The following is a 26,499-nucleotide window of genomic DNA, read 5'->3' on the forward strand; positions in this document are numbered from 1 at the left end:
TACTCACCTCTTACCATTTAGTAAAAGACTAAGTGCCTTTTTAATATATTGATCCGTTGTAAGTGATTCTTTTAATAATTCTGGTACAACGCGAGAAACTTCTCTCTCCGCGTAACCAAGTGCTCTTAGTGCTTCAAGTGCCTCATCAAGCTCAGTTGATGAACCTTTCTTCTGATCAAAACTTTCGGCATCCGAGAACAGGTCAACAAACGCATCTGGCACGACATCTGCTAGTTTTCCTTTTAAATCTAAAATCATTTGGCGCGCTGTTTTCTTTCCGACACCTGGGAATTTCACTAAAAACTTCTCATCTTCATGTTCAATCGCTTGCACGACCTGTCCTGTTTGACCAGAAGCTAAAATTGCAAGAGCACCTTTTGGTCCAATCCCCGATACACCTAACAATTTTGTAAATAATAAACGCTCTTCACGTGTTTTAAATCCGTAAAGTGCCATAATATCTTCTCTCACATAATGATATGTATAGACACGAATTTCTTGCTTACTTCTTTGAAATACATACGGATTTGGTGTGAAAATTTGATAACCAATTCCATTATGATCAATTACGACATATTCCGGTCCTACATACTCCACGTAACCTGTAACATATTCAAACAAAATACGATCTCTCCCTCTCAAATCATGTATTCCATTTTAACATATTTAACAATAGAAAAGCGAGACTGCCCCAACAAATGTTCTCTATTTGAAACTTCTGTTATTTTCCATTGACAGAAAGTATAAAGCACCTTAATATACAGTAGTCAATAATGATTATCAATATTAATTAAAGGGGTTACATCAGGATGAAACAAAGGCTATTTATTTTATTTACTATTATGCTAGTTGTTCTTTCTATTGTTGGCTGTTCTTCTCAAAAAGAAGAATCCAAAGCAAAAGAACAACCGAAAACAAAAGTTGTAAAACACGCTAAAGGGGAAGCTACAATTCCAGTAAATCCAAAGAGAATTGTTGACTTATCTGGATCAACAGAAGAGTTATTACTTCTTGGACACAAACCTGTTGGTACAGCAAACACATATAAAGATAAAATCCAAAACCACTTAACAGACAAGCTAGACGGAGTAAAAGCAGTCGGCTGGTACTGGGCGCCTAAAGTTGACCTAGAGGCTGTTACTGCTTTAAAACCAGACTTAATTATTTTAAACAATCGTCAATTGAAAATTTATGATCAACTAGAAAAAGTTGCACCGACAGTTGTTCTAGAAACAAATCTAGAAGACTGGCGCGGTAAGTTTAAAGAAGTAGGTAAACTATTTGACGAAGAGAAGAAAGCTGACAAATGGATTGCAGACTACGATAAAAAAGCAGAGTCTTTATCTAAAAAAATTAAAGAAAAAACAAAAGATGAGAACTTTATGTTCGTTGCAGTAACACCACAAAACTTCCGTGTATACGGTAGCTTCGGATATGGTGACATACTCTTTAACGATTTAAAGCTTCCAGCAACAAAAGGTACAGATTTAAAACAAACGATGGCACAAGTATCACTAGAAGGTCTTGTTGCATTCCAGCCTGATCAAATGTTTATTGTAAACTTCGGCGGAGAAGCTGATAAAGTGTACGAAGACTATAAAAACAGTGCCGTTTGGAAAGATAATAAAGCAGTAAAAAATAATCACGTATATGAAGTATCAAATGAAGCCTTCAATACGAAAGCCTTCAATCCAATCGGAAAAGATATGCTAATTGATGAAATCGCAAAAGAGATTTTAGCTAAGAATAAATAAGAAAAAGCAGCTCACCCTGAGCTGCTTTTTTTCTTATTTTGCACTGCGTACTGCTTCATTTTTTCGATTGTCTTTACAAAACCTTCTTTTGATTTTATGCGAATACCACGTTTCAATTCCGCACGCTCATAACTTTCAAGCTTTTTCATATCAATTTGAAAGAAGGAATGGATCGCGTTATCACTTTTCGGTACCCCTTTGAAAATTTGCAATATCCCTTCCTCTGAAACACCAAAATAACCGCTCGTTTTCAGTAAAGGAGAAATATCCTCAACTTTCTTTTGTAATACGATTTGCACATCATCACGATCAACAAGTTGCCATTCTTTATATTGCTGCAAAAACTTTTCTAAATCCGCTACTTTTTCTGTCAGTATTTCCTCGCTTACTTCTCCATCAACATACATACGCTCTAATAAAATTGTAACTGCAGGTTCTTTTTCTGTTATTTCTGCCCTCACATCGGATCCATAAGCTAAGCAAAACATCATAACGAAAGCTTGCACTGCAATTAGTATCCATTTCATTTCCGTTCACCTCTTCTAGGCAAAATCATACTTTCATTTGTAGCTTTTCCGGAAATGGGGGTTTTATCCATATAAACAATAGCATTAAATTTCTAAGGAAAATAAAAAATGCAGATAAGGGTTAATCCTCATCTGCATGTATCAGTTACTTTTATATAAAATGAAAGACGCCTGCAAAGCAGGCGTCTTGATGCGTTTACGGCGAGAGACCAGGCGACCACATTCGCGTGTTTAGCACTTAAGCATATCTCTCGACTTACGTAAATTAGCTCATCGCTTTGCTAATATAACATTAATAATGTATAACTGCAACATGTTTATAAAAATATTTCATTTCCTCTTCCATCCAAATAATTTTATGTAAATTATAAATTGATAATTGTAACATATATGTTACAATTAGTATGACAGCGAAATCATAATAAACAGGAGATGGATATTGTGAAAAAAATAAAGGATGAACGTCTCATTCTTCAAACGTTAAAAAACATACGTATTGCTTTTCTTTTTCAATACATTGGTATAATTGGAATTTTAGGCTATATTGGATTCACTGAAGGAGCTAATCAAATTACGAAATCTCCATTATGGTTATTATTTATTCTTACAAGTATGTTATTTAGTTATTTACAGTTAAGTGTTTCAATAGATGTAGAAGAAAGTGAAAAGGAAATAAAGTTAACTCCTTATTACAAACTTGTCTTACGCTCTCTTATTGTTGGAATTATCATAGCTATTATTTATATCATTTTCAGTCCAGAAAGACCTCTGTTTGAAGCCATTCTAACAGGTAGTATTTTCTTCATATGCTTTTTAGTTTCTTACTCCGTTAGTTATTTTATTAAAAAACGTCGTTTACAAGACGAAGATGAATAAAGAGGAAGGGCTATCCCCTTCCTCTTTGATTTGTTATCGTACTGTACCAGTCAGACCGTAACGAATATCTCGGAACATATTTGTTATGTCACGATTAAAATCGTTTGTAACTGTACCGTTACGTAGACGTGTACTCATTGCATCGACACGAGTAAACATGTCATTTCTTACAGAAACATATACGTTTCTATTTCCAACTTCATTTACAACAGCTTGACGAATTTCGTTCGCCATCGCTGTTTCATTTGTCGCTGGATTACGTGGTTTTACCGCAATCGCTACATCGTTTCCATATACAACTGTAGAAACTCGATCTACGTTATTCATACGTTTTACACGATTCGTAATTTTCTCCGCAGTTTTACCATCATTGTTAATGTATGAATTGTTCATTGTAATATTACGGGTTGGATGCGGATTAGCAATTTGCCCATTGTAATTTACATCACGGTAATAATTATTATATCCTGTATCGTTACGACCGTTTCTATATGTTACATAATCTGTAGAACGATCGTTACGCGTTACATTATCACGATATGGCTGTGTATCATTATAAGATGTACGCTCGTAATTATAGTTACGTCCATCCATCGCATTATTATCTTTCGGTGTACCACATGCAGCTAATGCACTGGTAACTAACAAAGAAGCAGCAATAACTTTTACTTTCGTATTCAATACAAAAACCCCCCCTTGTTAGAATGAACTTCTCTTTCGAAAAGCTCCCCCTTATGATGAGTAATAGAGAGGGTTTTTACACTGTTAATATTTCACTAGGAATTTTCTAGCACTTAATGTAAATTCACCATATTCCTGACTATCATGAATACAAAAAAGGTGGGAATAACCCCACCTTTTTTAAACTTCCTCTTCATCCTCTTCTTCTGAAACTGGTTCACCAAATACATTTGGTGGGTCCGGCTGATAATACATCGTTCCTGGCTGCGGTGCATATGCTGGCTGAGTCGGTTGATAATATAAAGGATTGGCGTATTGTGGTCCACCCGGTTGCGGACTATATAACCTACTCTCTCCTCCGCATCCACAATCTTCTTCCCCTTGTACGAGTGGTGGCATATTATTATCCATTGGCATCATATTTGGATTTGGCATAGAAGTATATTGCGGTGCCATTTGTTGATACGGCATTTGATTGTATGGATTTTGTTGCTGATAATGCGGATATTGCGTCATCATTGGCTGTTGATATGGCATTTGATATGGCATCATATTTGGCGGTTGATTGTTATCCATTATCGGCATCATGTTTGGCATTTGATTGTTATCCATTATCGGCATCATGTTTGGCATTTGGTTGTTATCCATTATCGGCATTATATTTGGCATTTGGTTGTTATCCATTATCGGCATCATGTTCGGCATTTGATTGTTATCCATTATCGGCATCATGTTCGGCATTTGGTTGTTATCCATTATCGGCATCATGTTCGGCATTTGGTTATTATCCATTATCGGCATCATGTTCGGCATTTGGTTGTTATCCATTATCGGCATCATGTTCGGCATTTGGTTGTTATCCATTATCGGCATCATGTTCGGCATTTGGTTGTTATCCATTATCGGCATCATGTTCGGCATTTGATTGTTATCCATTATCGGCATCATGTTTGGCATTTGACTGTTATCCATTATCGGCATCATGTTTGGCATTTGATTGTTATCCATTATCGGCATCATGTTTGGCATTTGGTTATTATCCATTATCGGCATCATGTTCGGCATTTGGTTGTTATCCATTATCGGCATTATATTTGGTGGTTGATTGTTATCCATTATTGGCATTATATTTGGTGGTTGATTGTTATCCATTATTGGCATTATATTTGGTGGTTGATTGTTATCCATTATTGGCATTATATTTGGTGGTTGATTGTTATCCATTATTGGCATTATATTTGGTGGTTGATTGTTATCCATTATTGGCATTATATTTGGTGGTTGATTGTTATCCATTATTGGCATTATATTTGGTGGTTGATTGTTATCCATTATTGGCATTATATTTGGTGGTTGATTGTTATCCATTATTGGCATTATGTTCGGCACTTGAATATTAGGCGGTATTACTTGCGGGATAATAACACTTTCTTTTGATACGTTTGGTGAGACTATGTTCCCTACATTCTCTTTCTTCACTTGCGGCGACACTATGCTTCCTACATTTTCTTTTTTCACTTGCGGCGACACTATATTCCCTACATTCTCTTTCTTCACTTGCGGCGACACTATACTTCCTACATTTTCTTTTTTCACTTGCGGTGAGACTATGCTTCCTACATTTTCTTTCTTCACTTGCGGTGAGACTATATTCCCTACATTTTCTTTCTTCACTTGCGGTGACACTATGTTTCCTATATTTTCTTTTTTCACTTGCGGTGAGACATTTCCTATATTTTCTTTTTTCGTTTGCGGAGAAATGACGTTGTTAGGTTTCATTTTATTAATTTGAGGAGCAATTAACTCGCTTCCTTTTTTTATTACATCTGAAATTTTATATTCTTTTTTCGCTTTAATTGGCGGTTGCGGTGGCTGTGGCAATACATTAATGGAAAATTTAGTGTTCTCCTTCGTAGTTGGCTTTTGTTTTTCTATAACAGATGGTTTTTGAATGACTGACGGTTTTTCAACTGGTTTTTCTTTTTGTGGCTGCACCTGTACTTCTTTTTGTGGTTTCACCTGTACTTCTTTTTGTGGTTTCACCTGTATTTCTTTTTGCGGTTTCACCTGTATTTCTTTTTGCGGTTTTACCTGCATTTCTTTTTGCGTTTGTTGCATAGCTGGCTGCTGTGTAATAGGTGCTGATTGATACGTAATCTCATCTTCATCTTCTATTCCGAGCGGGGTTGGTGTTGATGCAAACTCTTTTTGCTGTACCTCTTTTACATATTGTTTCGGGGGCGCTGAACCCGATCCAGTCTGTTGCTTCACATGAACGCTATTCGATGGCACTTTAATTTTCATCCCTGGCATAATTAGGTCTGGATTGCTAAGCTGTGTATTTGTTTTTTTTAGCGTCTCAAAATCCACTCCGTACTTTTTTGCAATTTTCCAAAGGGTCTCCCCTTTTTGCACGATATGAATTTTCAAATTTTCCCCCTCCTGTATAACTTATCTATAAGTAAAAAACACTTTGAAGTAACACTTTCTAAACAACATTAACTTCTTTTACTTTTATCACTTCTTCTATTTTCAATATGATTCGAAGTGGAATAAGCATAGAAAAATCGCAATGATTTCCTCAACACAATGTATGCCTCTTTCGTTCTTGTTATGATTATATGTACGAAAAAAAGCAACGAAAATTCCGCTGCTTTAAACACGCTCTAACATACGATTTAATGCAAGAACTGCCTCTTCTGTTACTTGTTTCTCCACACGAATAACGTTAATCTGTTCTCCTCTTTCTATGTTCTCAAGTGCCCATAATAGGTGAGGTAAGTCAATTCGGTTCATTGTTAAACAAGGACACATAAACGGATTTAGCGAAATAATTTCTTTATCAGGATGTTGCTGAATAATTCGGTTCACTAAATTCATCTCTGTACCAATCGCCCACTTACTTCCCGCTGGAGCAGCTTCAATCATATCAATGATATATTTCGTTGATCCTGCATAATCAGAAGCGGCAACAACTTCATAACAACATTCAGGGTGAACAATAATATTCATATCCGGATGATTTTTTCGCACATTTTCAATATTTTTCACAGTGAAATTTTGATGAACAGAACAATGGCCTTTCCATAAAATCACTTGAATTTCTTCTATATCTCCATCGTACTCTAACGAATCTGTATGCGGGTTCCACACTGCCATTTTTTCTAAAGGAATACCTAAATCATACGCTGTATTTCTTCCTAAATGTTGGTCTGGTAAAAAGACGAGACGCTCTTTTTGTGTAAACGCCCAAGACACCATTTGTTTTGCATTAGAAGAGGTTACTGTTGCCCCTCCATTACGACCGCAAAACGCTTTGATCGCAGCTGTTGAATTTACATACGTTAATGGAATCATCGTATCCCCAAATAATTTCGTGAGCTCTTTCCACGCTCTTTCTGTTTGTTCAATATCTGCCATATCTGCCATAGAACAGCCGGCACGCATATCTGGTAAGATGACAATTTGATCATCTGTCGTTAACATATCTGCCGTTTCTGCCATAAAGTGCACACCACAAAACACAATATATTTTGCCTCTTTATTATTCGCTGCAACTTGCGCGAGTTGAAGTGAGTCCCCTGCTGCATCTGAAAATTGCACCACTTCATCTTTTTGATAATGATGTCCTGGAATAAATAGTAATGCCCCCATTTTTTCTTTAATTTCACGGACACGCTCTTCCATCTCTAATGTAGACATCGTTTGATAACGCTCTGGTAACATGACTTCGATTGGCTGAACTTTCTCTAAAATACCCATTTATGATTCTCCCCCTCTAAACCACTCTCATTAGGCCTCAATATTAAAACTAATATCAAGTGCTTTCACTGAATGTGTTAACGCTCCAAGTGAAATATAATCTACCCCTGTTTTTCCGTATTTTGATAAATCTTCAATTGTAATACCACCTGAAGCCTCCGTAACGATGGCACTTGGTACAATTTTTGAAAACTCACGAATCTCTTCTGGCGTACGATTATCGAACATAATAACATCTGCGCCGGCCTCTACCGCTTCTCTTACTTGCGCCTCTGTCTCTGTTTCGACTTCTACTTTCACCATATGTCCCAATCTTTCTTTCACCGATGTAACAGCTTTTGTAATCGAGCCAGCAAAAGCGATATGATTATCTTTAATCATGACACCATCATATAAACCGAATCTGTGGTTAAATCCGCCCCCGCATACTACCGCATATTTATCAAACATACGTAGTCCTGGCATCGTTTTTCTCGTATCACAAATGCGTGTATGACTGCTATCTAAAGCAAAAACCGCCTTACGTGTCATCGTCGCTATCCCGCTCATACGCTGAATAACGTTTAATATAACGCGCTCTGCCGTTAATAATGATGCGATTGGGCCTTGCACGGTTGCAATTATTTCGCCTTTTTCTACAAGATCCCCATCTTTTTTATGAAGTTCAACTTCAATTCTCTGATCAATTAATTTAAATCCTTCTTCAATTACTAAGCGCCCTGCAAATACCCCTGTATCCTTTACAAGAAACGTTCCTTTCGCAAGTGCATTATCGGGAAAGATAAGCTGAGATGTTACATCTCTTTCTCCTATATCTTCTAGAAAAAATCGATTTAATGCTTCCTTAACTTTTAACGTATTCATAAAACCCCTCTTCCCCTTATTAAACAAGTTGTAGTTTTCTTCTCACTCGGATAATCTCTTTTTTTACGCTATTTCTTTCTGGATAATCAATGCGATAATGACCACCAATACTGTCTTCTCTTTGCAAAGCTGATACTGTTATAAGCTCACAAACTGTTAACATATTAATAAGCGTTATCTCTTCATTTGTAAGTGCATCATATTGTAAGATCATATTTAGCACACCGTACCTACTAAACCATCTCTTAACATAAGATAAATTTTTCTCAGTTCGCACAATCCCAACATGCTTCATCATGTATTCTTGTATTTCTTCTTTCAGCGGTAAATCATTAAGAGCTATAAAACTTTTCCCTCTCTCTTCCGGCACATTTTTTCTTTCCTCTGCTGGTTTAGCTAAAATGTGTTTTCCTATTCGTCTTCCAAACACAAGACCTTCTAATAATGAATTACTCGCCAATCTATTCGCACCATGAACTCCATTACAAGCCACTTCACCGACCGCATATAAGTTTGAAATGGACGTCTCTCCGTCACAATTCGTCTTCACGCCGCCCATATGAAAATGAGCACCCGGTACGACCGGAATAAGGTTCCCTTTTAAATCAACGCCATTCTTTTTACATAATGATGAGACGGTTGGAAAACGTTGTTCAAAGTTTTGAATGGCTTCGATGTTTAAGTACACTGTTTCACCCGCAAGGAGTTGTTCATGAATAGCCCTTGCCACTACATCACGCGGTGCGAGATCTTTCCCGGGATGTATATCCATCATAAAACGCTGTCCTTTTCCATTTATAAGGACAGCTCCTTCACCACGGACTGCTTCAGAAACGAGACCACAACATCGCCCGTCCACGTATAACATCGTCGGATGAAATTGTACAAATTCTAAATCAACAAGTTCTCCCCCAGCTCGATATATCATCGCAAGTCCATCGCCTGTAATTGTCTCATCATTCGATGTAAAGGCGTACAAACCACCTATTCCTCCTGATGCTAACACCGTATTATCAGCATAGTAACGCTTCAGATTCCCTTCACTATTTCGCGTTAAAGCTCCTATGCATTTATTATTTTCTATAATAAAATCGAGCACCATTTCATGCTCAACGACAGTAACGTTCGGAACTACTTCTTGTATTAAATGCTCTAATAGATTTTTACCAGTTGCATCTCCTCCCGCATGTAAAATACGCCGTTTTCGATGCGCTCCTTCTTTACCAAGGTGGAGCCCTTTTTCATCCCCATCAAATTTCATTCCATTTGTAATAAGCTTACTTATTTCTTTCGGCCCCTCTTCAACTAAATAACGAACTGCTTCTTCGTTGTTATAATGGCAACCTGCCACTAATGTATCTTCAAAATGCCCACTCGGATCGTCATATGTAGCAACAGCTGCTGCAATTCCTCCTTGAGCTAAATGTGTATTGTTATTACGTCCTGTTTTTTTTGTGATAATTATCACATTCTTTTCGTGACAAAGCTCTTTCGCAACACGAAGCGCTGCAACACCGCTTCCAATAATCAAGACATCTGCACTTGGCATAATTGTTGCCTCCTACTTTACACTTTTCAACTGTCTTGACACCTATATTTACATAGTTTTAAAATAATGACAAGAGTTTTTTTACAATTCTTATTTTCACTACCATTCTAAAAACGAAAACAAATGTCACTCTTACTGAAGAGAGGAAATTACATGATGATATATCTAGATTATGCAGCGACAACACCTATGAGCGAAGAAGCTTTAGAAACATATATAGCAGCGGCAAAAACATATTTCGGAAATGAACAAAGTTTACACGATATCGGCGGAAGTGCATCATCTTTATTACAAGTTTGTAGAGAAACATTTGCAGAAATGATTGGGGGTAAGGAACAAGGTGTATTCTTTACAAGCGGCGGTTCAGAATCTAACTACCTTGCGATTCAATCCCTTCTAAATGCTAGAAATGGAAAGCACATTATTACGACACCTATGGAACACGCATCGATTCGAAGTTATTTTCAATCCTTACAATCGCAAGGTTATACTATTACTGAGATTCCTGTTGATAAAAGTGGGATAATTCATTTAGTAGATTTAGAAGCAGCTATTACAGAAGATACTGCTCTAGCAAGTATACAGCACGGAAACTCTGAAATTGGGACCATTCAAAACATTGCAGAGATCGGAGCACTTTTAAAAAAATTTAATGTTTTATTTCATTCGGATTGTGTTCAAACGTTTGGTAAACTTCCAATAGACGTTACAGCGATGGAGATTGATAGTCTCTCTGTTTCAGCCCATAAAATATACGGACCAAAAGGAGTTGGAGCTTGCTATATAAATCCGCAAGTTCGCTGGGAACAAATATTCCCTGGAACTTCTCATGAAAAAGGCTTTCGCCCTGGTACAGTGAACGTTCCTGGAGTCGCTTCTTTTTTAACAGCCGCAGAGCATATATTAAAGAATCAAAAGGAAGAGAGCTTTCGTTTTAAACAATTACGATCTTATTTTTTAGAGCAATTGCAAACACTTTCTCTAGAAATTGAAGTGCAAGGACATTCTACAGCTTGTTTACCACATATTATTGGGGTTACAATAAAAGGAATAGAAGGTCAGTATACAATGTTAGAATGTAACCGGCATGGTATTGCCATTTCAACTGGAAGTGCTTGCCAAGTCGGTAAACAAGAACCTTCAAAAACAATGCTCGCAATTGGAAAAACGTATGAAGAGGCAAAACAATATGTCCGCTTTTCTTTCGGACATCACACAACGAAAGAACAAATTGATACAGCTATTCATGCACTACACACAATTGGAAATCAATTTTATAGAGGTGTTAAATCATTATGAAACAAAATGATCAAAAAAAGATTTTAGGCGAAGAAAGACGACAACTCATCCTCGAGTGGCTTCTTGCTGCAAATGAACCGTTATCGGGGAATGAGCTATCTAAAAAGACAAACGTAAGTAGGCAAGTTATCGTTCAAGACATTTCCTTACTAAAAGCACGAAATGAACCAATTATTGCAACTGCACAAGGGTATTTATATTTAAAACCACAAACAAGACAACAAGCTTTTGAACGCGTAATCGTATGCCAACATAAACCGGCAGAAGTACGTCAAGAACTTACCATGTTAGTTGACCACGGCGTTACGATTAAAGACGTAAAAGTTGAGCACCCTGTATACGGCGACTTAACAGCATCGATTATGGTAAGTAATCGCTTTGATGTAGAGCAATATTTACAAAAAATCGAAAACACAAACGCTTCCTATCTTTCGCAACTAACAGACGGTATTCACTTACATACAATTGAAGCAGATTCTAAGGAGAAATTAGATGCAGCTTGTGAGGCACTAGATAAAGCTGGATTTCTCGTTTATTAATGTAAAGCACAGAGGTTTTCATCATTCTCTGTGCTTTTATTTTGTAGATGATATAATATTGTAAACAATTGTAAAGGAGTATTAAATATGGGAATTGAACTCGTTCACTTTAGCACCGGTAAACCAAAACAAATGAAATATAACGAAGATAAAGAAATGATCACTGGTATATGTAAAGAGCCTACAGAAGAAGCTTTCCTCTCAAAAGATGGATTCCTTGGTGATGATGTAGCTGATTTAAAACATCACGGTGGACCTGACCGCGCTGTTTGTGTGTATTCATACGAACATTACGCACTATGGGAAGAAGAATTTCAAACAACACTTCCAGCTTCCACATTTGGAGAAAACATTACCGTAACAAATATGTTAGAACGTGATGTTTGCATCGGAGATACATATCAATTAGGTGAGGCAATTATTCAAGTTACACAAGCTCGCGTACCTTGTAGTACAATTTCAAAACGTCTTGGCATTCCTGGCATTTTACCACGCATTGTAGCAACCGGATATACTGGATACTTATGCCGAGTTCTACAAGAAGGTACTGTGCGTAAAGATTCTAAAATCATATTACTAGAGCGTCATCTAAGCAATGTATCTGTTCTCTTCTCTAACGAAATCTATTTTCATAATAGAAAAGATAAAGATGGCCTTGAAAAGATTCTTGCTGTTCCAGAACTAGCTGATATTTGGCGTGGTCAGTTAGAGGATCGTCTTGCGGAGTTGAAATAAAAAAACCCACCTTCTGCAGGTGGGTTTTTATTAATCTATCATTATACTAGTAAATGAAATTATATCGACCGCTTCTTTAATTATATCAGCGATTCGACATGAAATATCGACTTATCAACAAATACCGACACCCTCACTTCTTACAGCCAATAAGAAGAATAACTCCCCAGAACAGTAACAGAAAAGCCAAGTGCTTCAAGTTCCATCATTACGCCTGGCAATAATACGTCATCATATGCTTTATCTACGTCAATTAAGAAAAAGTAATTTCCAAGACCTGTTTTCATCGGGCGAGATTCGATTTTTGATAAGTTTAATTTTCTCCATGCGAAAGCTGATAACACTTGATACAGCGCTCCTGCATAATCCGCAGGTAACGTTATCATAAGCGTCGTTTTCTCACCGCGATTTTCTCCGTTGTTTGGGAGTACTGCTTTCTTTTTCTTATGCAAAACAAGGAAACGCGTATGGTTGTTTTTATGCGTATGAATGTCACGCCTTACAATTGTTAATCCGTATTTTTCTGCCGCTGCTTCATTTGCAATGGCGGCAACTTTTTCTTCAGAATGTTCTTTCACATATTGCGCAGCAGCGCTTGTTGATGTCATATCTCGAACGGTTACGCCTTTTAATTCCTCATTTAAAAATTTATGACACTGTGCAATGGCATGCGGATGAGAATGTACAGCGTATACTTCTTTCCACACTTCTTCGTACTGCGGGTGTACGAGTAAATGTTGCTGAATTGGCACTGTAATTTCTCCTACAATGGAAAGCGGCTGCTCATGTACGAGATAATCAACCGTTATATTAACTGAACCTTCTATGGCGTTCTCTAACGGTACGACCGCATAATCTACATTTTCATTTGCGGCTGCATCAATACAATCTGGAATCGTTCGATACGGTACATGCTCTGCTTCCGGAAAAAAACGACTCACCGCCATATTTGTAAATGTCGCTTCTGGTCCTAAATATCCTACTCGAATCATCGTCTTTTCCCTCTTTTTCGTTTTCTTACTGTTATACCATACTTTTTTATATTCTTCTATGAGAATTTCGAATATTTAAAAAAGACTAGCATTCGCTAGTCTAAATGTTTCTTGTATTCTCTTTGAGCGAAGAAGAAATAGATGATACATGCAGCAATGTAAAACAGAATAAACAAGCCCACTTTTCTTAATGATCCGTCCATAAAAAGAGTATTATGAAACGTATATAACGCAACTGCACTATGCATACTCCCTACTATAATTGGCGCAAAAAATAGCATACACAATTGCCAACGAGAAATCTTCCACACTTCTTCCTTCGTCATTCCAAGTTTAGAGAGCGCCCCGTACTGCTTTCGATCGGATGCAATATTATGAAACCATTTAAAATATACGATGCTACATGACGTAAGGAAGAATAATATGCTAATGAATGAGCCTATAAATAGAGTAATATCACCACCTTCTTTCATATTCACATATAATTCCATATTACTTCGAAACGCATCATTTGTATCATGTTTCATATGTTTCCGTAAATCTTCATTTAACCCCTTCGTACTTTCAATATTTGGTAATGTGTAGCCTCTATATATCATTTTTTCAGAATCCGGAATTGTATTTGCTATACTGTCAAAATCTTCATCATTCATGACGAAGAACAGACCATTAATGTGCGCGGGGTGATAATTAAATTCCACCCCTTCTTTCTGACCGTTATATACAAATTGATATGTTTGATTCATAACTTGCAATTGAATCTCTTTTTGATTATATAGATTTGGATAATTACGTTTATTATAATAAACAAGTGTAACTGTTCCTTTTTTAGGATGATACATTTTCTGTTTTTGTTTTCTTGCCTCTTGATTGTATTCACTTTCCCTTATAAGCGGTGCTATTGTTGTTTCTCCCTTATTGGACTGAAAGGATGCATACACTCCAACAAAACTCATAGATTGAAAATCATCATATCCATATTGATGTAATAAGTTTTCAACCTTGTCTTTCTCGAAAACTTCATGAGCAGAAGTGCCTTTTTCTATGTATGAAAATGAGTGTACTCCTCCGCCACGCCACATATCTTGCATGCTAGAAAAATATAAGAACACCGTACCTGTCGCCGTAACGACAAACGTTGTTGCCATAGACAACAGAAAGAAAAAGCGACTATTTTCCTTCATTCGATGTGACAATTGATTCACTATAAATAAATACGGATATGTATACATAATCCTTTTATTTCTTTTTATCACTTCTAATATTTGTGTAGCGCCATGTGTAAATGAGAAATACGTCCCAAAAGAAATGAGTATAACAACCGGAAAAAAGTATAATGCTATCGTTGTCATCGTCACTTGTAGTGCTAACGCATATCCGCCCACTAAACAAGCAAAACCGAATAAACAAAGCCACTTTGATGTTTTCCTCTCCCGTTTATCTGTTCGAAATTCTTTTAATAACCGAATGATTTTTATATTCCATATACGTACAGCACTTATAAAAGATAAGAAAATAAATACGACCATATATGTAACAAACGTTACACCAATCGCTCTCATGTCAAATATAACAGGAAGTTCTTTCGGAAGGCGAAGTAACATGCTAAACACCATAAAAAAGAGTTTTAAAAAGATCATGCCAAGCCCGATACCGAAAATATTAGCGAAAATCCCGATCAATATTTGCTCGGCCATAATCACTCCTATTAAGTTAGACTTCGTCGCCCCCATTAACATATATAGTCCTAATTCTTTCTTGCGTGCCTCTATGAAAATAGAAGTAGAATACAAAATAAATATAACGAAAAAAGAAATAATTATAACATTACATACGATAAGTCCCCAGCGTACATTTTGATACCACATTGTCTCTTGCATATACGGATGTACAATGACAGACATATATGCATAAGAAGCAAATATTGCAAAACAACTACTTAAGAAAAACACTTTATAATTACGCCAATTCCCCTTTATATTTTGCAGCGCTAGTTGCCTAATGTTCATCTACCGTCCTCCTGTAACTTACTACACACGTAAAAAGCTAGAGGTTTCCCTAGCTTTTTACGTGTTTTAAATATCCTCTTTGTGCGATCATAAAGTAAATAGCAGAAGCTAAAATATATGCTCCAATTACAATCGCACCTGATTTCCATAAATCGATATAAAGCATTTTCCCTAACGTATGAAGGGCAAATCCACTATGAATTGTACCGATTAAAATTGGGATAAAGAAGATAACACCCATTTGTCGAATTGCAATTTTACGAATTTCTTTATCTGTCATACCAATTCTTTTTAATGACTTAAATTGAATACGATCTTGTTCTTTATCATTAAACCATTTAAAGTATGTCATGCTACAAGCAAAGAAGAAGAACAGTACTGCTACGAAGAAGCCGATGAACATTGTAATTGCTCCTTGCTCCTTTATCGCTTTATACGTAAGGATAGAATTGTGGAAATTCTGTTGTTGTTCTTGTGCAATTTCTTTCTTTAAGTCTAGTACAAGATTTTCTGTTCCTTTCCAATCTTCAATATAATATCCATAATATTTTGTCTTTTCTTCATCTGCTACGAGCTGTGAATATTTTACAAAATCCTCCTCATTCACAATCAAATAGCCATCATCATTAAAAACAGACTTTGATACTGGATCATTTAGCTTAATAGACTGTTTTTGTCCGTTCAATTTAAATTCAAATGACTTCGTAAGATCCGGCTTGACAATATCATTCATCATATCAACTACAACCATCGTTGCACTTCCCGGCTTATTTTGCACTTCTGGCACGTTCTGTTTACGCGCTTCTTTATTATATTCCTTTTCAGAGATAATCCCTAACGGCATCTCATGTTCACCGTTAAACATCGTTACCTTTTGAGTTGCAGGAAGTTTTACATACGTTACTTTTCGCGCTTCTTCAAATCCGTGTTTTTTTATTAGTTCTTGTGCTTTCCCTTCACTGATGATGTTATGCGTATTTACCCCCTTTTCTTCATACGAAATAGCATGCGGAGCACTAGCTACTGTTTTATAACTCATATCCTCAAAGAACACGTACAGTGTACCAACTGCTGAAGAAACAACCGCCGTAATGATAGAAATGACAAATAGAAAACGAGCATTATCTTTCATTTTGTAAATAAGATTGCTAAGTACGAACATATTTGGATACGTATAAAAAGATTGTTTTCTTTTTTGCAGTGCTTTTAATACGACTGTACTACCTTGCGTAAACAGTAAATACGTTCCGCCTATTGTCAGCCCTACAATCGGTAAAAACAGCATTATAAAATTCATAAATGTCACTTGGAAGCTAAGCACATATGCGGCAATAATACATCCTATACCAGCTACACCTAACCATGTAAATGCAAAAGGCTCTACTTTTTGTTTTCTTGCCTCTCTTAATAAATCAATAATTTGCAAGCGTCCTACTGTCCAAACACTAAACAATGATAGTATTAAAAAGAGGATAAAGTATATGCCAGCTGTAATAAGAACTGCTTTTCCATTCCACACAAGCGGCAGTGTTTTATCAATTTTCAGTAAGACACTGAGTGCTTGGAAGAAAAGTTTTGAACAAAGCATTCCAATCCCAATACCTACTACAATTGCAATACTACCTAACATCAGTTGCTCTAATATAATCATTCGGCCGAGCTGAGACTTCGTTCCACCTATTAATGTTAATAAACCGAATTCTTTTTTTCTTGCTCGTAAAAACGTTGAATTCGCATATAAAATAAAGAGCGCTGAGAAGATGACTACAATATAATTCATCGATTCTAATCCTTTTGTAATCATCGTCTTCATACTAATATTACCGCTTACGACATCTGGATGATAAATGAAGGAAGCATACATGAAAAATACGACAATCGATAAACAACTACTAATAAGGAACGCTTTATAATTACGCCAATTTCCTTTTACATTGTTAAGCGCGAGCTGGCGAAAGTTCATGATATTCCCCCCCTAGCATCGCAAGTACGTCCAAAATTTCTTGGAAAAAGGCTTGTTTCGTTCTTCCTTTATGTATTTCTGAGAAGATCTCTCCATCACGTATGAAGAGGATACGTTCACAATAACTAGCCGCTACCGGATCATGCGTTACCATTGCAATGGTTACTTTCTTTTGCTCATGTAAATCTTGAAGTGCTCCCATTAATGATTTCGCTGACTTAGAATCTAAGTTTCCCGTTGGCTCATCCGCTAAAATTAATGTTGGTTCATGAATAATCGCCCTTGCAGCAGCTGCACGTTGTTGCTGTCCTCCTGATACTTCGTATACTTTTTTATTTAAAATTTCTTCGATGTTTAAAAACCTCGCAATTTCAAGTACTTTCGCATCAATTTCTTTTACAGATTTCTTCGCCATTACAAGCGGCAAAATAATATTTTCTTTAATGGATAACGTATCAAGTAAGTTGAAATCTTGGAAAATGAATCCTAGATGTGTACGGCGAAATTCCGCCAATTTTGCAGCACGCATTTGATTAATTTCTTCACCATTTACAAGCACATGACCTGAAGTTTGCTTATCAATTGTCGCTAATAAATTTAAAAGCGTTGTTTTTCCGCTTCCTGAAGGCCCCATAATTCCTACAAATTCGCCTTCTTCAATTTTAAAATTTATATCATTTAAAGCAGTCGTCGCTACTGAACCTTTTGATTGATACACCTTTGTTAACCCTTTTACTTCAAGAACACTCATTTCTAATCCCCCTACGTGTTTTCTTCTTACATTTACTATAAGAAAAATAAGAAAAAGAAACGAGTGATTTCCCTTACAAAACGTTTTGTTATCTTACAGTTTTGTCATTTTTCTCATTAATGTATGATATTCTTCATCTTTTGCAAATTGGAACGTAACTGTTGTTCCTTCCCCTTCAGTTGATTGTACATACACTCCATGATGTAAATTACCGCAAATTTCCTTCGCAATATATAAACCCATCCCTGTCGCTTCCCTTGTTTTACGGCCGTTTATTCCCGTAAAGAACGGATCAAATATACGCTTTACATCTTGCTCTGGAATACCAATTCCATTATCCCTAATATGCAGTAATACCTTTTGATCCTTCTCTTCAATTTGAAATTGAATTTCTTTTTTCTCTGCTTCTGAAATTTTTGTATACTTAATTGCATTCACAACAATTTGGCTCATAGCGATACTAAGCCACTTTCTATCAGACGCAATCATACAAGTCTCTTCTTCAAACATCATTTTCGGAAATACAGAAGATTGAATGAACGACTTTCGATTTTCATTAATAATATCTCGAATGACCTCTATAACATTTACTACTTCTACTTTATAATCTTTCGAAAACTGATCTAACCTTGCCATATGTAACGCTAAATCTAACCCATTTAAAATACGGTTATTTTCTTCACGAATACTTTCAATCGTTCCCCTTGCTTCACGGTGTTCCTTACCATATTTCTGTAACAATAATTCAATAACGGATACTGGTGTTTTCATTTGATGGATCCATTGATTCATGAAAATCATTTGCTGTTGCTCTTTTGCATGCTGTTTATGAACTTCATTCATATATTGCTGCCTTAATAGCGTAAACGCTTCAACAACCAGTTCTTGCTCTGACGTATAAGAAGTATCGATAAGTAAAGAGTCATGTAATGTATGTCCACCGACAATATACTGTTCTATTCTCTTTAAAAACACACTTCGTTTTCGGTAATCGTAAATAAGGTATACACTAAACACAACTGTCCCTAATAACAGTCCGTATAGCCATGTACTCCAGTCCAGCGAACGCTTTTCTAAAAGACTTTGCAACTGCAATACGAGCCCAAATAAACAAAGGCTTATAATGTAAGAAAGGATTAAGGAAAAACGGTCTATGAGGTAGCTTTTAACCTTCATGCCCTTCGCCCCACTCAGTAAGAAGAGCATAACCGTACCCACGCTTTGTGACAATTGCATTTTTAATGCCTAACTCCTCAAGTTTCTTCCTTACACGCTTTACATTCACAGTTAATGTATTATCATCAACAAAAGCTACTTCATCCCATAAAGCCTCTAACAGCTCTTCACGTGTTACATATTGGTTCGCTTGTTTCATTAAACATTCTAATAAATAAAATTCATTTTTTGTAAGTTCAGTTTGTTGCCCTTTCCACTCTACTGTGTGCTGTGATGGAAATAATAACAATCCATTAACACCTAAACAATCACTTTCCGCGGCCAAAGCATACTCACCATACCCGCGGCGAAGTGCACTCTTCACCTTTGCCATTACGATATCTAAATGGAACGGCTTTGTAATATAATCATCCCCGCCATTCTCAATCGCCATCACTTGATCCATTTCCCCTGTCCTTGCAGAAACGAAAATAATTGGTGCATTCGATACAATGCGGATTTGGCGGCACCAGTAGAAGCCATCAAAGTATGGTAAATTAATATCAAGTAACACAAGATGAGGACTTACTTTTACAAACTCATCTTTTATATTCCGTAAATCGCTCGCTCTGAAAGATTGATATCCATACCTTTCTAAATGCTCCTCTAATATCTCTGCAATTTTTTCATCATCTTCTACAATTAATATTTTATACATGTTCCTTTTCTCCCCATAAAATATTCTTCTAAAATCACTCCTTTTTCTATTATAAATTGAAACTTTAATCAATGGGGATTTTTTCCTATATCGACTTATGGTTCACCTATACGAATCAGATCTTTACTGGACTCAAATAGTAAAAAAAAAAGACCGCCATATTTCGGCAGTCTTAATCGATAAATTCAAATTGATATTCAAGAATTTTTACAATATCTCCGTCTGTTGCACCACGTGCACGAAGGGCTTCATCAATACCCATTCCACGCATTTGACGAGCAAATCGGCGTACAGATTCATCACGTGAGAAGTCTGTCATCTTGAATGTTTTCTCAATGTCATAACCAGAAATAACAAATGTACCATCACTTTCGCGTGTAATTTCAAAATTAGATTCAGATTCAAATTTGTACATTACACTTGCTTCAGATTCTTCTACATCATCGTACATTGGGAATTCTGGTGTTGTTTCTAATAAGTTCGCTACTTCAAATAGTAAGTCACGAACACCTTGTTTCGTTACAGCTGAGATTGGGAAAATTTTCACTTCGTCTCCCAATTTCTCTTTAAATGCTTGTAAGTTTTCTTCTGCATCTGGCATATCCATTTTGTTTGCAACAACAACTTGTGGACGCTCAGTTAAACGCATATTGTATTCTTTTAGTTCATTATTGATTGTGACATAATCTTCATATGGCTCACGTCCTTCTAAACCAGACATATCGATAACGTGCACAATTACACGTGTACGTTCGATATGACGTAAGAATTGGTGTCCAAGTCCAACGCCGGAGTGTGCGCCTTCAATTAGTCCAGGAAGGTCAGCCATAACGAAGCTGCGGTTATCACCAGTTTCAACAACACCAAGATTCGGAACGATTGTTGTAAAGTGATATTCTGCAATTTTCGGACGCGCTGATGATACAACAGATAATAATGTAGATTTACCTACACTTGGGAATCCAACAAGTCCAACATCTGCTAGCACTTTAAGTTCTAGCGTGACATCACGTTCTTGACCTGGTTCCCCGTTCTCAGCGATTTCTGGCGCTGGGTTCGTCGCTGTTGCGAAACGTGAGTTACCACGGCCACCACGGCCACCTCTTGCGATTACAGCTGTTTGTTCATGCGTTACTAAATCGGCAAGAATTTCACCTGTTTTTTCATCTTTCACTATTGTTCCTGGTGGAACCTTTACGATTAAATCTTCAGATTTACGACCGTGCTGACCTTTACTCATTCCGTGCTGACCGCGATCAGCTTTGAAATGACGTTGGTAGCGGAAGTCCATTAATGTACGTAAGCCTTCCTCAACAACAAAAACAACATCTGCACCTTTACCACCGTCGCCACCTGCTGGGCCACCTTTAGGTACATACTTCTCACGACGATACGCAACCATTCCGTTACCACCGTCGCCGCCTTTTACATATATCTTGACCTGATCTACAAACATTATTTCACCACACTTTTTTCGATTAGTTGTAATATAACTGAGACTTCTTCGTCTCGTACTGTATAAGAAATGGAATACCATTTATTGTTTTGGTTCGCAAGCCACGTTTGTAGTTCTTCTACATTCGTTAGCTTTCCACGAAAATCAAAAAAGAAACGAGCATTCTCCGCGTCACATTCAATTGTGATACAAACATAATTTTCAACATATACGTCTAAACTATGCTGAAGCATTAAGAAAAACTGATTCGTCCATGTACATACAGTCTCATCTAGATGAGATAAGTTATGTAATTTCCCTAATACTTCGTACTCCAATAAGCACGGTTGCTGTTTCCAATTATATGTTAAAATCCACTCTGAAAATAAAGGCATTGATAGCCCCATCAGATTGGATTCTTGTCTCGCTTCTTGGACAAAACGATCGATGAGCATATGAATCTCTTCCACTTTTCCAAGGGAAAGATTTCCTTTAACCATCTGCAAACGATTAAGCCAATCATGTCTTGAGTGGCTCAACGCATCTATAATTGTCCATTTTTCATTCATTTAGATACCCCTTAATATAGAAAAACTCTAACCTGCACTCAGGTTAGAGTTTTCCGTGAGTTCTTATGCTTCTTGAGCAACAGGATATACGCTCACTTGTTTGCGGTCACGACCAAGACGCTCAAAGCGTACTACGCCGTCAACTTTCGCGTATAAAGTGTCATCGCCACCACGACCAACGTTAACACCTGGATAAATTTTTGTACCGCGTTGACGGTAAAGAATTGAACCACCTGAAACCGTTTGACCATCTGCGCGTTTAGCACCAAGACGTTTTGACTGAGAGTCACGACCGTTCTTTGTACTACCTACACCTTTCTTAGATGCGAAAAACTGAAGATCTAATCTTAACATACGTTACACCTCCTGCACTTTTTCTATTAAACGGATATATTTTCCGTAATCAAGTTCAATCGTCTTAAGTGAAACAACCAATCCTTCTAAAAGTATTTGTGCTTTTTCTGCTGTATGAGCGTCTAAATCATTAGGCAATTCATACGTCAAGAATCCGCCATCACTTCCGAGTTCAATAGTTGCCTGCACATTACAAAGTTCTTCCACTGCATTTATAGAACCAAACACAACCGCTGTAGTTCCAGCACAGACAAGATCTTGTCCATGTGGCGCATAATTGGCATGTCCAGTCATTTTAAATGATTGGATACTTCCTAGTTTCGTGCGACTTATCGTAATCTTAATCATCTTAACCAGAATTAAGCGTTGATAGCTTCAACTACTAGCTTAGTGTAAGGTTGACGATGACCTTGTTTCTTACGATTGTTCTTTTTCGCTTTGTATTTGAAAACAATGATTTTCTTAGCGCGACCTTGTTTTTCAACTTTCGCAGTAACTGTTGCACCTTCTACAACTGGGCTACCAACTTTCACGTTTTCGCCACCAACGAAAAGAACTTTGTCAAAAGTAACAGTTTCACCAGCTTCAACATCTAATTTTTCAATGTAGATTGCTTGACCAGCTTCAACTTTAATTTGTTTTCCACCTGTTTCGATAATTGCGTACATACTTGCACCTCCTCTTAATTACTAAGACTCGCCAAAAACGAGGTAGACATAAAATGTCTTTAGGGAACCTGTCTTGTGCGGTTGTAGCATATAGCAGTTTAGGTGCTATAAACTATAACATAAAAATATTACCATGACTCATTGACTATTGTCAATGAATGTTCTACTAACTATTTTTTCCGTTCTACAATTTCTTTCTTACTTCCAAAACGGATAATAGCGTACTTTTCGATAATATCATCTTTGAAATAAATTTCAAATGGAATATTTTTTTGTAATTCTTTTTGTGAAAAATGTTTTTGCAAAATTTTTGGTGCAGCGATTAATACTGCTTCATCTTCTATATTGCCATATGTAATTAACTCTCTCTCTAGCTCATATGCAATTGTTTCATAAGACATAACATACCCCGTCGCTTTACAAGGTACACATTCTTCTAATAATACGTCACGTAACGAATGTTTCTTACGTTTTCGCGTCATCTCTAAAATACCTAACTCTGTAAACCCAAGCACTCTTGTATATGTGCGATCATCTTGCATAGCAGCTATGAGGCGTTCTCTTACCTTCTCTTTATCTTCCCGTCTTTTCATATTAATAAAATCAATTAATATCATCCCGCCAATATCACGAAGTCTTAATTGACGAGCAATCTCTTCAGCAGCCATTTCATTTGTGCGAAATACGGTATCTTGTAAATTTTGTTTTCCAGTAAATTTACCTGTATTCACATCAATTACAGTCATCGTCTCCATTTGTTCTACAATTAGATAAGCACCATTTGGTAGCCACACAATTTTTTGAAGTGCTTTCTCGATTTCACGATCTATTCCAAAATGGTTAAACATCGAAGATTTTTCATTATAAAAGGATACTCTTTCTTTCCCTACTTTTTCTTCTAATTCTTTTACTATACTTCTCGTATCTACAACTATTTTTTCAATTGTTTCAATTGGGTTCTCCTGAAATACACGATCTAAAAACGTCGCTGGTTGATGAAGTAGTAAGGGCGCCTTCCCTTGATCTTCTTTTCTTTTTAACTCTTCATATAACTGCTGCAATCCTTGCATTTCAGCTTGTATTTCATCGATTGTTCCTTTTTCAGAAGCAGAACGGAAAATGTATCCACCCGTTCCTTCTACTTCAATTCCCAGTAACTGTTGTCTTCTTTTATTATTTTTTATTTTCCGAGAAACAGCGCGCATGTCATCATACGGCATGTAAACGACATATTTTCCGGTAAATTCTATCTTCGCCGTTAATTTTGGCCCCTTCGTATCAATTGCCTCTTTCACAACTTGTACAAGTATCGCCTGCCCTTCATGTATGCGATATGAAGATGGTACATCATCAAACGAAAGATATGCATGTTTTTCTAATCCGATATTTACAAAGGCTGCGTTCATTCCAGCAATTGTTCTTACGATACGCCCAACATAAATATGTCCGACAATCTCCTGCTCTTCATTCCGTTTCCATAAAAGCTCTACAATTTTTTGTTTCTCTTCTATCGCAACACGCTTTTCCGAACCAGTGTAGTTAATATATAACGTCTTCAAAATTCTTTCCTCACTTTTCATTTCTTTTCCTTACAATATAAAAGGTTAGTGTCGTCGTCAACACTAACCAATTAATTCTTCAACAGATGAGGTTGTTCGTTTTTCAGCAAAATACGCATACAACAATTCATTTTCGTCCAATGTGTAATGCTCTTTATATTTTCCATGGACGATAATAGAGTGTTTATATCCTCTGCGAAATTTTGTGAAAATCGTATATAAATGATCTTCCGTTTTCACCTCAATAGGTGCTATTTTTTCAATATCTCTTTTATTCCCATAATAACGCTCTAATAAAAAACGCATAAATGCGTACCGTCTTTGTTTCCATTCTTGATATAAAGAAATCGCTAGAAAAACGAGTAATACCCACATCATAATGTTATTACTATTCCAAAGTAACTGCCATCCTAATATTACACTAAAAAAAACACATGACAATTTCATCATCTTTTCATGTGCTTGTAAATAGGGAAAACGATATGATAATACATTAAATAATACTTTTCCGCCATCAAGTGGCCAAATAGGCAATAGATTAAACCCTAAAATAATGACATTATTCCATACAAAGAAATGGTACAAATCATCAGTTACCCAGCCCGCTTGATACAAAATGTAAGCGGCTGCAATCATCCATATATGCTGAATTGGCCCCGCCATAACAACAATTAATTCTTCTTTTAACGATTTATTCCCATGCTCTTCCATCTCAACTACGCCACCAAACGGCAAAAGCTGAATTTGTTTAATACGCCAATTATAATACGCTGCGGCAAAAGCATGCCCAAGCTCATGAATGAGAACGATACAAAATAACAATAGCAACTCTTTAAAACGCGCCGTAAAAATACCAATGACAATAATAACCCAAAACAACGGATGCACGGAAATTTTCGTGAAAACATCCCTATATTTAATCAAATGAAATCACCTGAATTGGATCAATAAATTTTTCATTCTTTTTTATTGCAAAATAAAATTTTCCATTTTTATTATTTTCATCATTACTCACTATTCCAATTTTTTGTTTCTTTGAAACGTAATCATATAATTTTACTGACATATCATTTAAATTTGCATACCATGACTCCGTGCCATCAGCATGCTGAATTTGAACTGTATTTCCAAGTTCCTCTTTCTTGCCCGCAAAAACAACTAGCCCTTCATTCACTGACTCAACTATTGCATTTGTAGCTGTTTGGACAAATACACCTTGACCATTTTTTTGAAAACCTTGCATCACCTTTCCAGAGGCAGGAATTGCATAATCCTTTTGCTGAATCGTTCCTTCCTTTGTCTCATTAGGCGAATAGAATACGAGAGGTTTTCCAAACTGCTTTTCGTACCATTTCGCTACAGTGGCAAACTGAAACTCCTCTTTCATCACTTTTTCTGTAACAGCTTTAGCACCATCGAAAGAAGAAGGAGCATTCTTGTATAAAATAGCAACAGAAAGAACTAATATTGCTGATAGCAACACTTTGAAGAGAAAAACTTCTTTTCGAAATAGAGGATGAATTTCCTTCTCCCCCTCTTCAATAAAGACCGTTTCGCTATCAAAATCTCCTCCCGCAAAATACCGCTCTTCCTCCATCCTTTCTTGCTCTGCTTTCCTTTTCGCAATCCGCTTTTTAATTTCTTCCACACGTCTATTCTTCATACTGTCTCCTTTCTTTCGTTAGCCTTATTTAATATAGAAACAGTTATATACAGTTTGTACATATGTATGAGTTATAG

Annotated in this window: 26 protein-coding genes, 1 pseudogene and 1 other annotated feature; of the genes and pseudogenes, 5 read left to right on the forward strand and 22 right to left on the reverse strand. The window is 36.6% G+C overall.

Features of this window, described 5'->3' with window-relative positions:
* Positions 1 to 3: 3 nt before the first annotated feature.
* On the reverse strand, positions 4 to 621 hold the full coding sequence (gene ruvA / locus NSQ47_RS15610) for a Holliday junction DNA helicase RuvA (protein WP_002112013.1): 618 nt from the start codon (positions 619 to 621) through the stop codon (positions 4 to 6).
* A gap of 188 nt (positions 622 to 809) precedes the next feature.
* Here ruvA and NSQ47_RS15615 point away from each other — a divergent pair, with 188 nt between their 5' ends.
* A complete protein-coding gene (locus NSQ47_RS15615; RefSeq protein WP_002112014.1) occupies positions 810 to 1,754 on the forward strand; it encodes an iron-hydroxamate ABC transporter substrate-binding protein in 945 nt (314 codons plus the stop codon).
* 11 nt (positions 1,755 to 1,765) lie between these two features.
* On the opposite strand, the gene NSQ47_RS15620 is transcribed toward NSQ47_RS15615, so the two are convergent.
* On the reverse strand, positions 1,766 to 2,281 hold the full coding sequence (locus NSQ47_RS15620) for a BofC C-terminal domain-containing protein (protein WP_002112016.1): 516 nt from the start codon (positions 2,279 to 2,281) through the stop codon (positions 1,766 to 1,768).
* A 432-nt stretch (positions 2,282 to 2,713) separates the two neighbouring features.
* Here NSQ47_RS15620 and NSQ47_RS15625 point away from each other — a divergent pair, with 432 nt between their 5' ends.
* The gene (locus tag NSQ47_RS15625; RefSeq protein WP_078179603.1) at positions 2,714 to 3,157 is read left to right on the forward strand and encodes a branched-chain amino acid ABC transporter substrate-binding protein; all 444 of its coding nucleotides are present in this window, start codon (positions 2,714 to 2,716) and stop codon (positions 3,155 to 3,157) included.
* Positions 3,158 to 3,190: 33 nt separating this feature from the next.
* Here NSQ47_RS15625 and NSQ47_RS15630 read toward each other — a convergent pair whose 3' ends face one another.
* The 6 genes and pseudogenes from NSQ47_RS15630 to nadB all read right to left on the reverse strand — a co-directional run bounded on the left by NSQ47_RS15630 (position 3,191) and on the right by nadB (position 10,013).
* A complete protein-coding gene (locus tag NSQ47_RS15630) occupies positions 3,191 to 3,838 on the reverse strand; it encodes a YhcN/YlaJ family sporulation lipoprotein (RefSeq protein ID WP_078172769.1) in 648 nt (215 codons plus the stop codon).
* Between the two features lie 180 nt (positions 3,839 to 4,018).
* Positions 4,019 to 5,956 carry a spore coat protein gene (locus tag NSQ47_RS15635; protein WP_445662104.1) on the reverse strand — a complete coding sequence of 646 codons (1,938 nt, stop codon included), beginning with the start codon at positions 5,954 to 5,956 and terminating at the stop codon, positions 4,019 to 4,021.
* Positions 5,957 to 6,111: 155 nt separating this feature from the next.
* Positions 6,112 to 6,268, reverse strand: a pseudogene (gene safA / locus NSQ47_RS28240) (SafA/ExsA family spore coat assembly protein); the annotation flags it as partial.
* Positions 6,269 to 6,493: 225 nt separating this feature from the next.
* Positions 6,494 to 7,600, reverse strand: a complete 1,107-nt coding sequence (gene nadA / locus NSQ47_RS15640) for a quinolinate synthase NadA (RefSeq protein ID WP_137076283.1) — start codon at positions 7,598 to 7,600, stop codon at positions 6,494 to 6,496.
* Between the two features lie 30 nt (positions 7,601 to 7,630).
* Positions 7,631 to 8,464, reverse strand: a complete 834-nt coding sequence (nadC, locus tag NSQ47_RS15645; RefSeq protein WP_002112024.1) for a carboxylating nicotinate-nucleotide diphosphorylase — start codon at positions 8,462 to 8,464, stop codon at positions 7,631 to 7,633.
* 19 nt (positions 8,465 to 8,483) lie between these two features.
* Positions 8,484 to 10,013 (reverse strand): L-aspartate oxidase, encoded by a 1,530-nt coding sequence (nadB, locus tag NSQ47_RS15650; protein WP_078172766.1) that lies wholly within the window; start codon positions 10,011 to 10,013, stop codon positions 8,484 to 8,486.
* A 153-nt stretch (positions 10,014 to 10,166) separates the two neighbouring features.
* Here nadB and NSQ47_RS15655 point away from each other — a divergent pair, with 153 nt between their 5' ends.
* The 3 genes from NSQ47_RS15655 to NSQ47_RS15665 all read left to right on the forward strand — a co-directional run bounded on the left by NSQ47_RS15655 (position 10,167) and on the right by NSQ47_RS15665 (position 12,586).
* The gene (locus NSQ47_RS15655; RefSeq protein ID WP_341037303.1) at positions 10,167 to 11,312 is read left to right on the forward strand and encodes an IscS subfamily cysteine desulfurase; all 1,146 of its coding nucleotides are present in this window, start codon (positions 10,167 to 10,169) and stop codon (positions 11,310 to 11,312) included.
* Entirely contained in the window at positions 11,309 to 11,851 is a 543-nt protein-coding gene (locus NSQ47_RS15660; protein WP_002160371.1) for a transcription repressor NadR, read from the forward strand. Before NSQ47_RS15655 ends, NSQ47_RS15660 begins: the two co-directional genes overlap by 4 nt.
* 87 nt (positions 11,852 to 11,938) lie before the next feature.
* The gene (locus tag NSQ47_RS15665; RefSeq protein ID WP_341037305.1) at positions 11,939 to 12,586 is read left to right on the forward strand and encodes an MOSC domain-containing protein; all 648 of its coding nucleotides are present in this window, start codon (positions 11,939 to 11,941) and stop codon (positions 12,584 to 12,586) included.
* A gap of 140 nt (positions 12,587 to 12,726) precedes the next feature.
* Here the strand turns inward: NSQ47_RS15665 and pheA are convergent, their stop codons facing one another.
* From pheA to spoIVFA, 14 genes are all read right to left on the reverse strand, one after another.
* The gene (gene pheA / locus NSQ47_RS15670; protein ID WP_002160369.1) at positions 12,727 to 13,578 is read right to left on the reverse strand and encodes a prephenate dehydratase; all 852 of its coding nucleotides are present in this window, start codon (positions 13,576 to 13,578) and stop codon (positions 12,727 to 12,729) included.
* Positions 13,579 to 13,673: 95 nt separating this feature from the next.
* Entirely contained in the window at positions 13,674 to 15,587 is a 1,914-nt protein-coding gene (locus NSQ47_RS15675) for an ABC transporter permease (RefSeq protein WP_341037308.1), read from the reverse strand.
* Positions 15,588 to 15,636: 49 nt separating this feature from the next.
* On the reverse strand, positions 15,637 to 17,550 hold the full coding sequence (locus tag NSQ47_RS15680; RefSeq protein WP_088079425.1) for an ABC transporter permease: 1,914 nt from the start codon (positions 17,548 to 17,550) through the stop codon (positions 15,637 to 15,639).
* On the reverse strand, positions 17,525 to 18,301 hold the full coding sequence (locus NSQ47_RS15685; protein WP_002015381.1) for an ABC transporter ATP-binding protein: 777 nt from the start codon (positions 18,299 to 18,301) through the stop codon (positions 17,525 to 17,527). Before NSQ47_RS15685 ends, NSQ47_RS15680 begins: the two co-directional genes overlap by 26 nt.
* A gap of 93 nt (positions 18,302 to 18,394) precedes the next feature.
* Positions 18,395 to 19,477, reverse strand: a complete 1,083-nt coding sequence (locus NSQ47_RS15690) for a HAMP domain-containing histidine kinase (RefSeq protein WP_341037310.1) — start codon at positions 19,475 to 19,477, stop codon at positions 18,395 to 18,397.
* On the reverse strand, positions 19,467 to 20,174 hold the full coding sequence (locus NSQ47_RS15695) for a response regulator transcription factor (RefSeq protein WP_341037312.1): 708 nt from the start codon (positions 20,172 to 20,174) through the stop codon (positions 19,467 to 19,469). Before NSQ47_RS15695 ends, NSQ47_RS15690 begins: the two co-directional genes overlap by 11 nt.
* A gap of 172 nt (positions 20,175 to 20,346) precedes the next feature.
* The gene (gene obgE / locus NSQ47_RS15700) at positions 20,347 to 21,630 is read right to left on the reverse strand and encodes a GTPase ObgE (RefSeq protein WP_002015378.1); all 1,284 of its coding nucleotides are present in this window, start codon (positions 21,628 to 21,630) and stop codon (positions 20,347 to 20,349) included.
* A complete protein-coding gene (locus tag NSQ47_RS15705; protein WP_002112037.1) occupies positions 21,630 to 22,178 on the reverse strand; it encodes a Spo0B C-terminal domain-containing protein in 549 nt (182 codons plus the stop codon). The genes obgE and NSQ47_RS15705 overlap by 1 nt, the downstream gene beginning before the upstream one ends.
* Before the next feature lie 63 nt (positions 22,179 to 22,241).
* Complete coding sequence (rpmA, locus tag NSQ47_RS15710) at positions 22,242 to 22,532, reverse strand: 50S ribosomal protein L27 (protein WP_000944957.1); 291 nt, start codon at positions 22,530 to 22,532, stop codon at positions 22,242 to 22,244.
* Positions 22,533 to 22,535: 3 nt separating this feature from the next.
* Positions 22,536 to 22,880 (reverse strand): ribosomal-processing cysteine protease Prp, encoded by a 345-nt coding sequence (locus tag NSQ47_RS15715; protein WP_002160364.1) that lies wholly within the window; start codon positions 22,878 to 22,880, stop codon positions 22,536 to 22,538.
* A gap of 11 nt (positions 22,881 to 22,891) precedes the next feature.
* Positions 22,892 to 23,200 (reverse strand): 50S ribosomal protein L21, encoded by a 309-nt coding sequence (gene rplU, locus NSQ47_RS15720; RefSeq protein WP_000270907.1) that lies wholly within the window; start codon positions 23,198 to 23,200, stop codon positions 22,892 to 22,894.
* Between the two features lie 14 nt (positions 23,201 to 23,214).
* Positions 23,215 to 23,293: a sequence feature (ribosomal protein L21 leader region), on the reverse strand.
* Positions 23,294 to 23,370: 77 nt separating this feature from the next.
* Positions 23,371 to 24,780, reverse strand: a complete 1,410-nt coding sequence (locus NSQ47_RS15725; protein ID WP_341037314.1) for an Rne/Rng family ribonuclease — start codon at positions 24,778 to 24,780, stop codon at positions 23,371 to 23,373.
* 42 nt (positions 24,781 to 24,822) lie between these two features.
* A complete protein-coding gene (locus NSQ47_RS15730) occupies positions 24,823 to 25,683 on the reverse strand; it encodes a M50 family metallopeptidase (protein ID WP_002145592.1) in 861 nt (286 codons plus the stop codon).
* Complete coding sequence (spoIVFA, locus tag NSQ47_RS15735; RefSeq protein ID WP_341037317.1) at positions 25,676 to 26,422, reverse strand: stage IV sporulation protein SpoIVFA; 747 nt, start codon at positions 26,420 to 26,422, stop codon at positions 25,676 to 25,678. Before spoIVFA ends, NSQ47_RS15730 begins: the two co-directional genes overlap by 8 nt.
* Between the last annotated feature and the right edge of the window lie 77 nt (positions 26,423 to 26,499).

The sequence above is a fragment of the Bacillus sp. FSL R10-2780 genome (assembly GCF_038006125.1).
In the GTDB taxonomy this organism is placed as follows: Bacteria; Bacillota; Bacilli; order Bacillales; family Bacillaceae_G; genus Bacillus_A; species Bacillus_A cereus_U.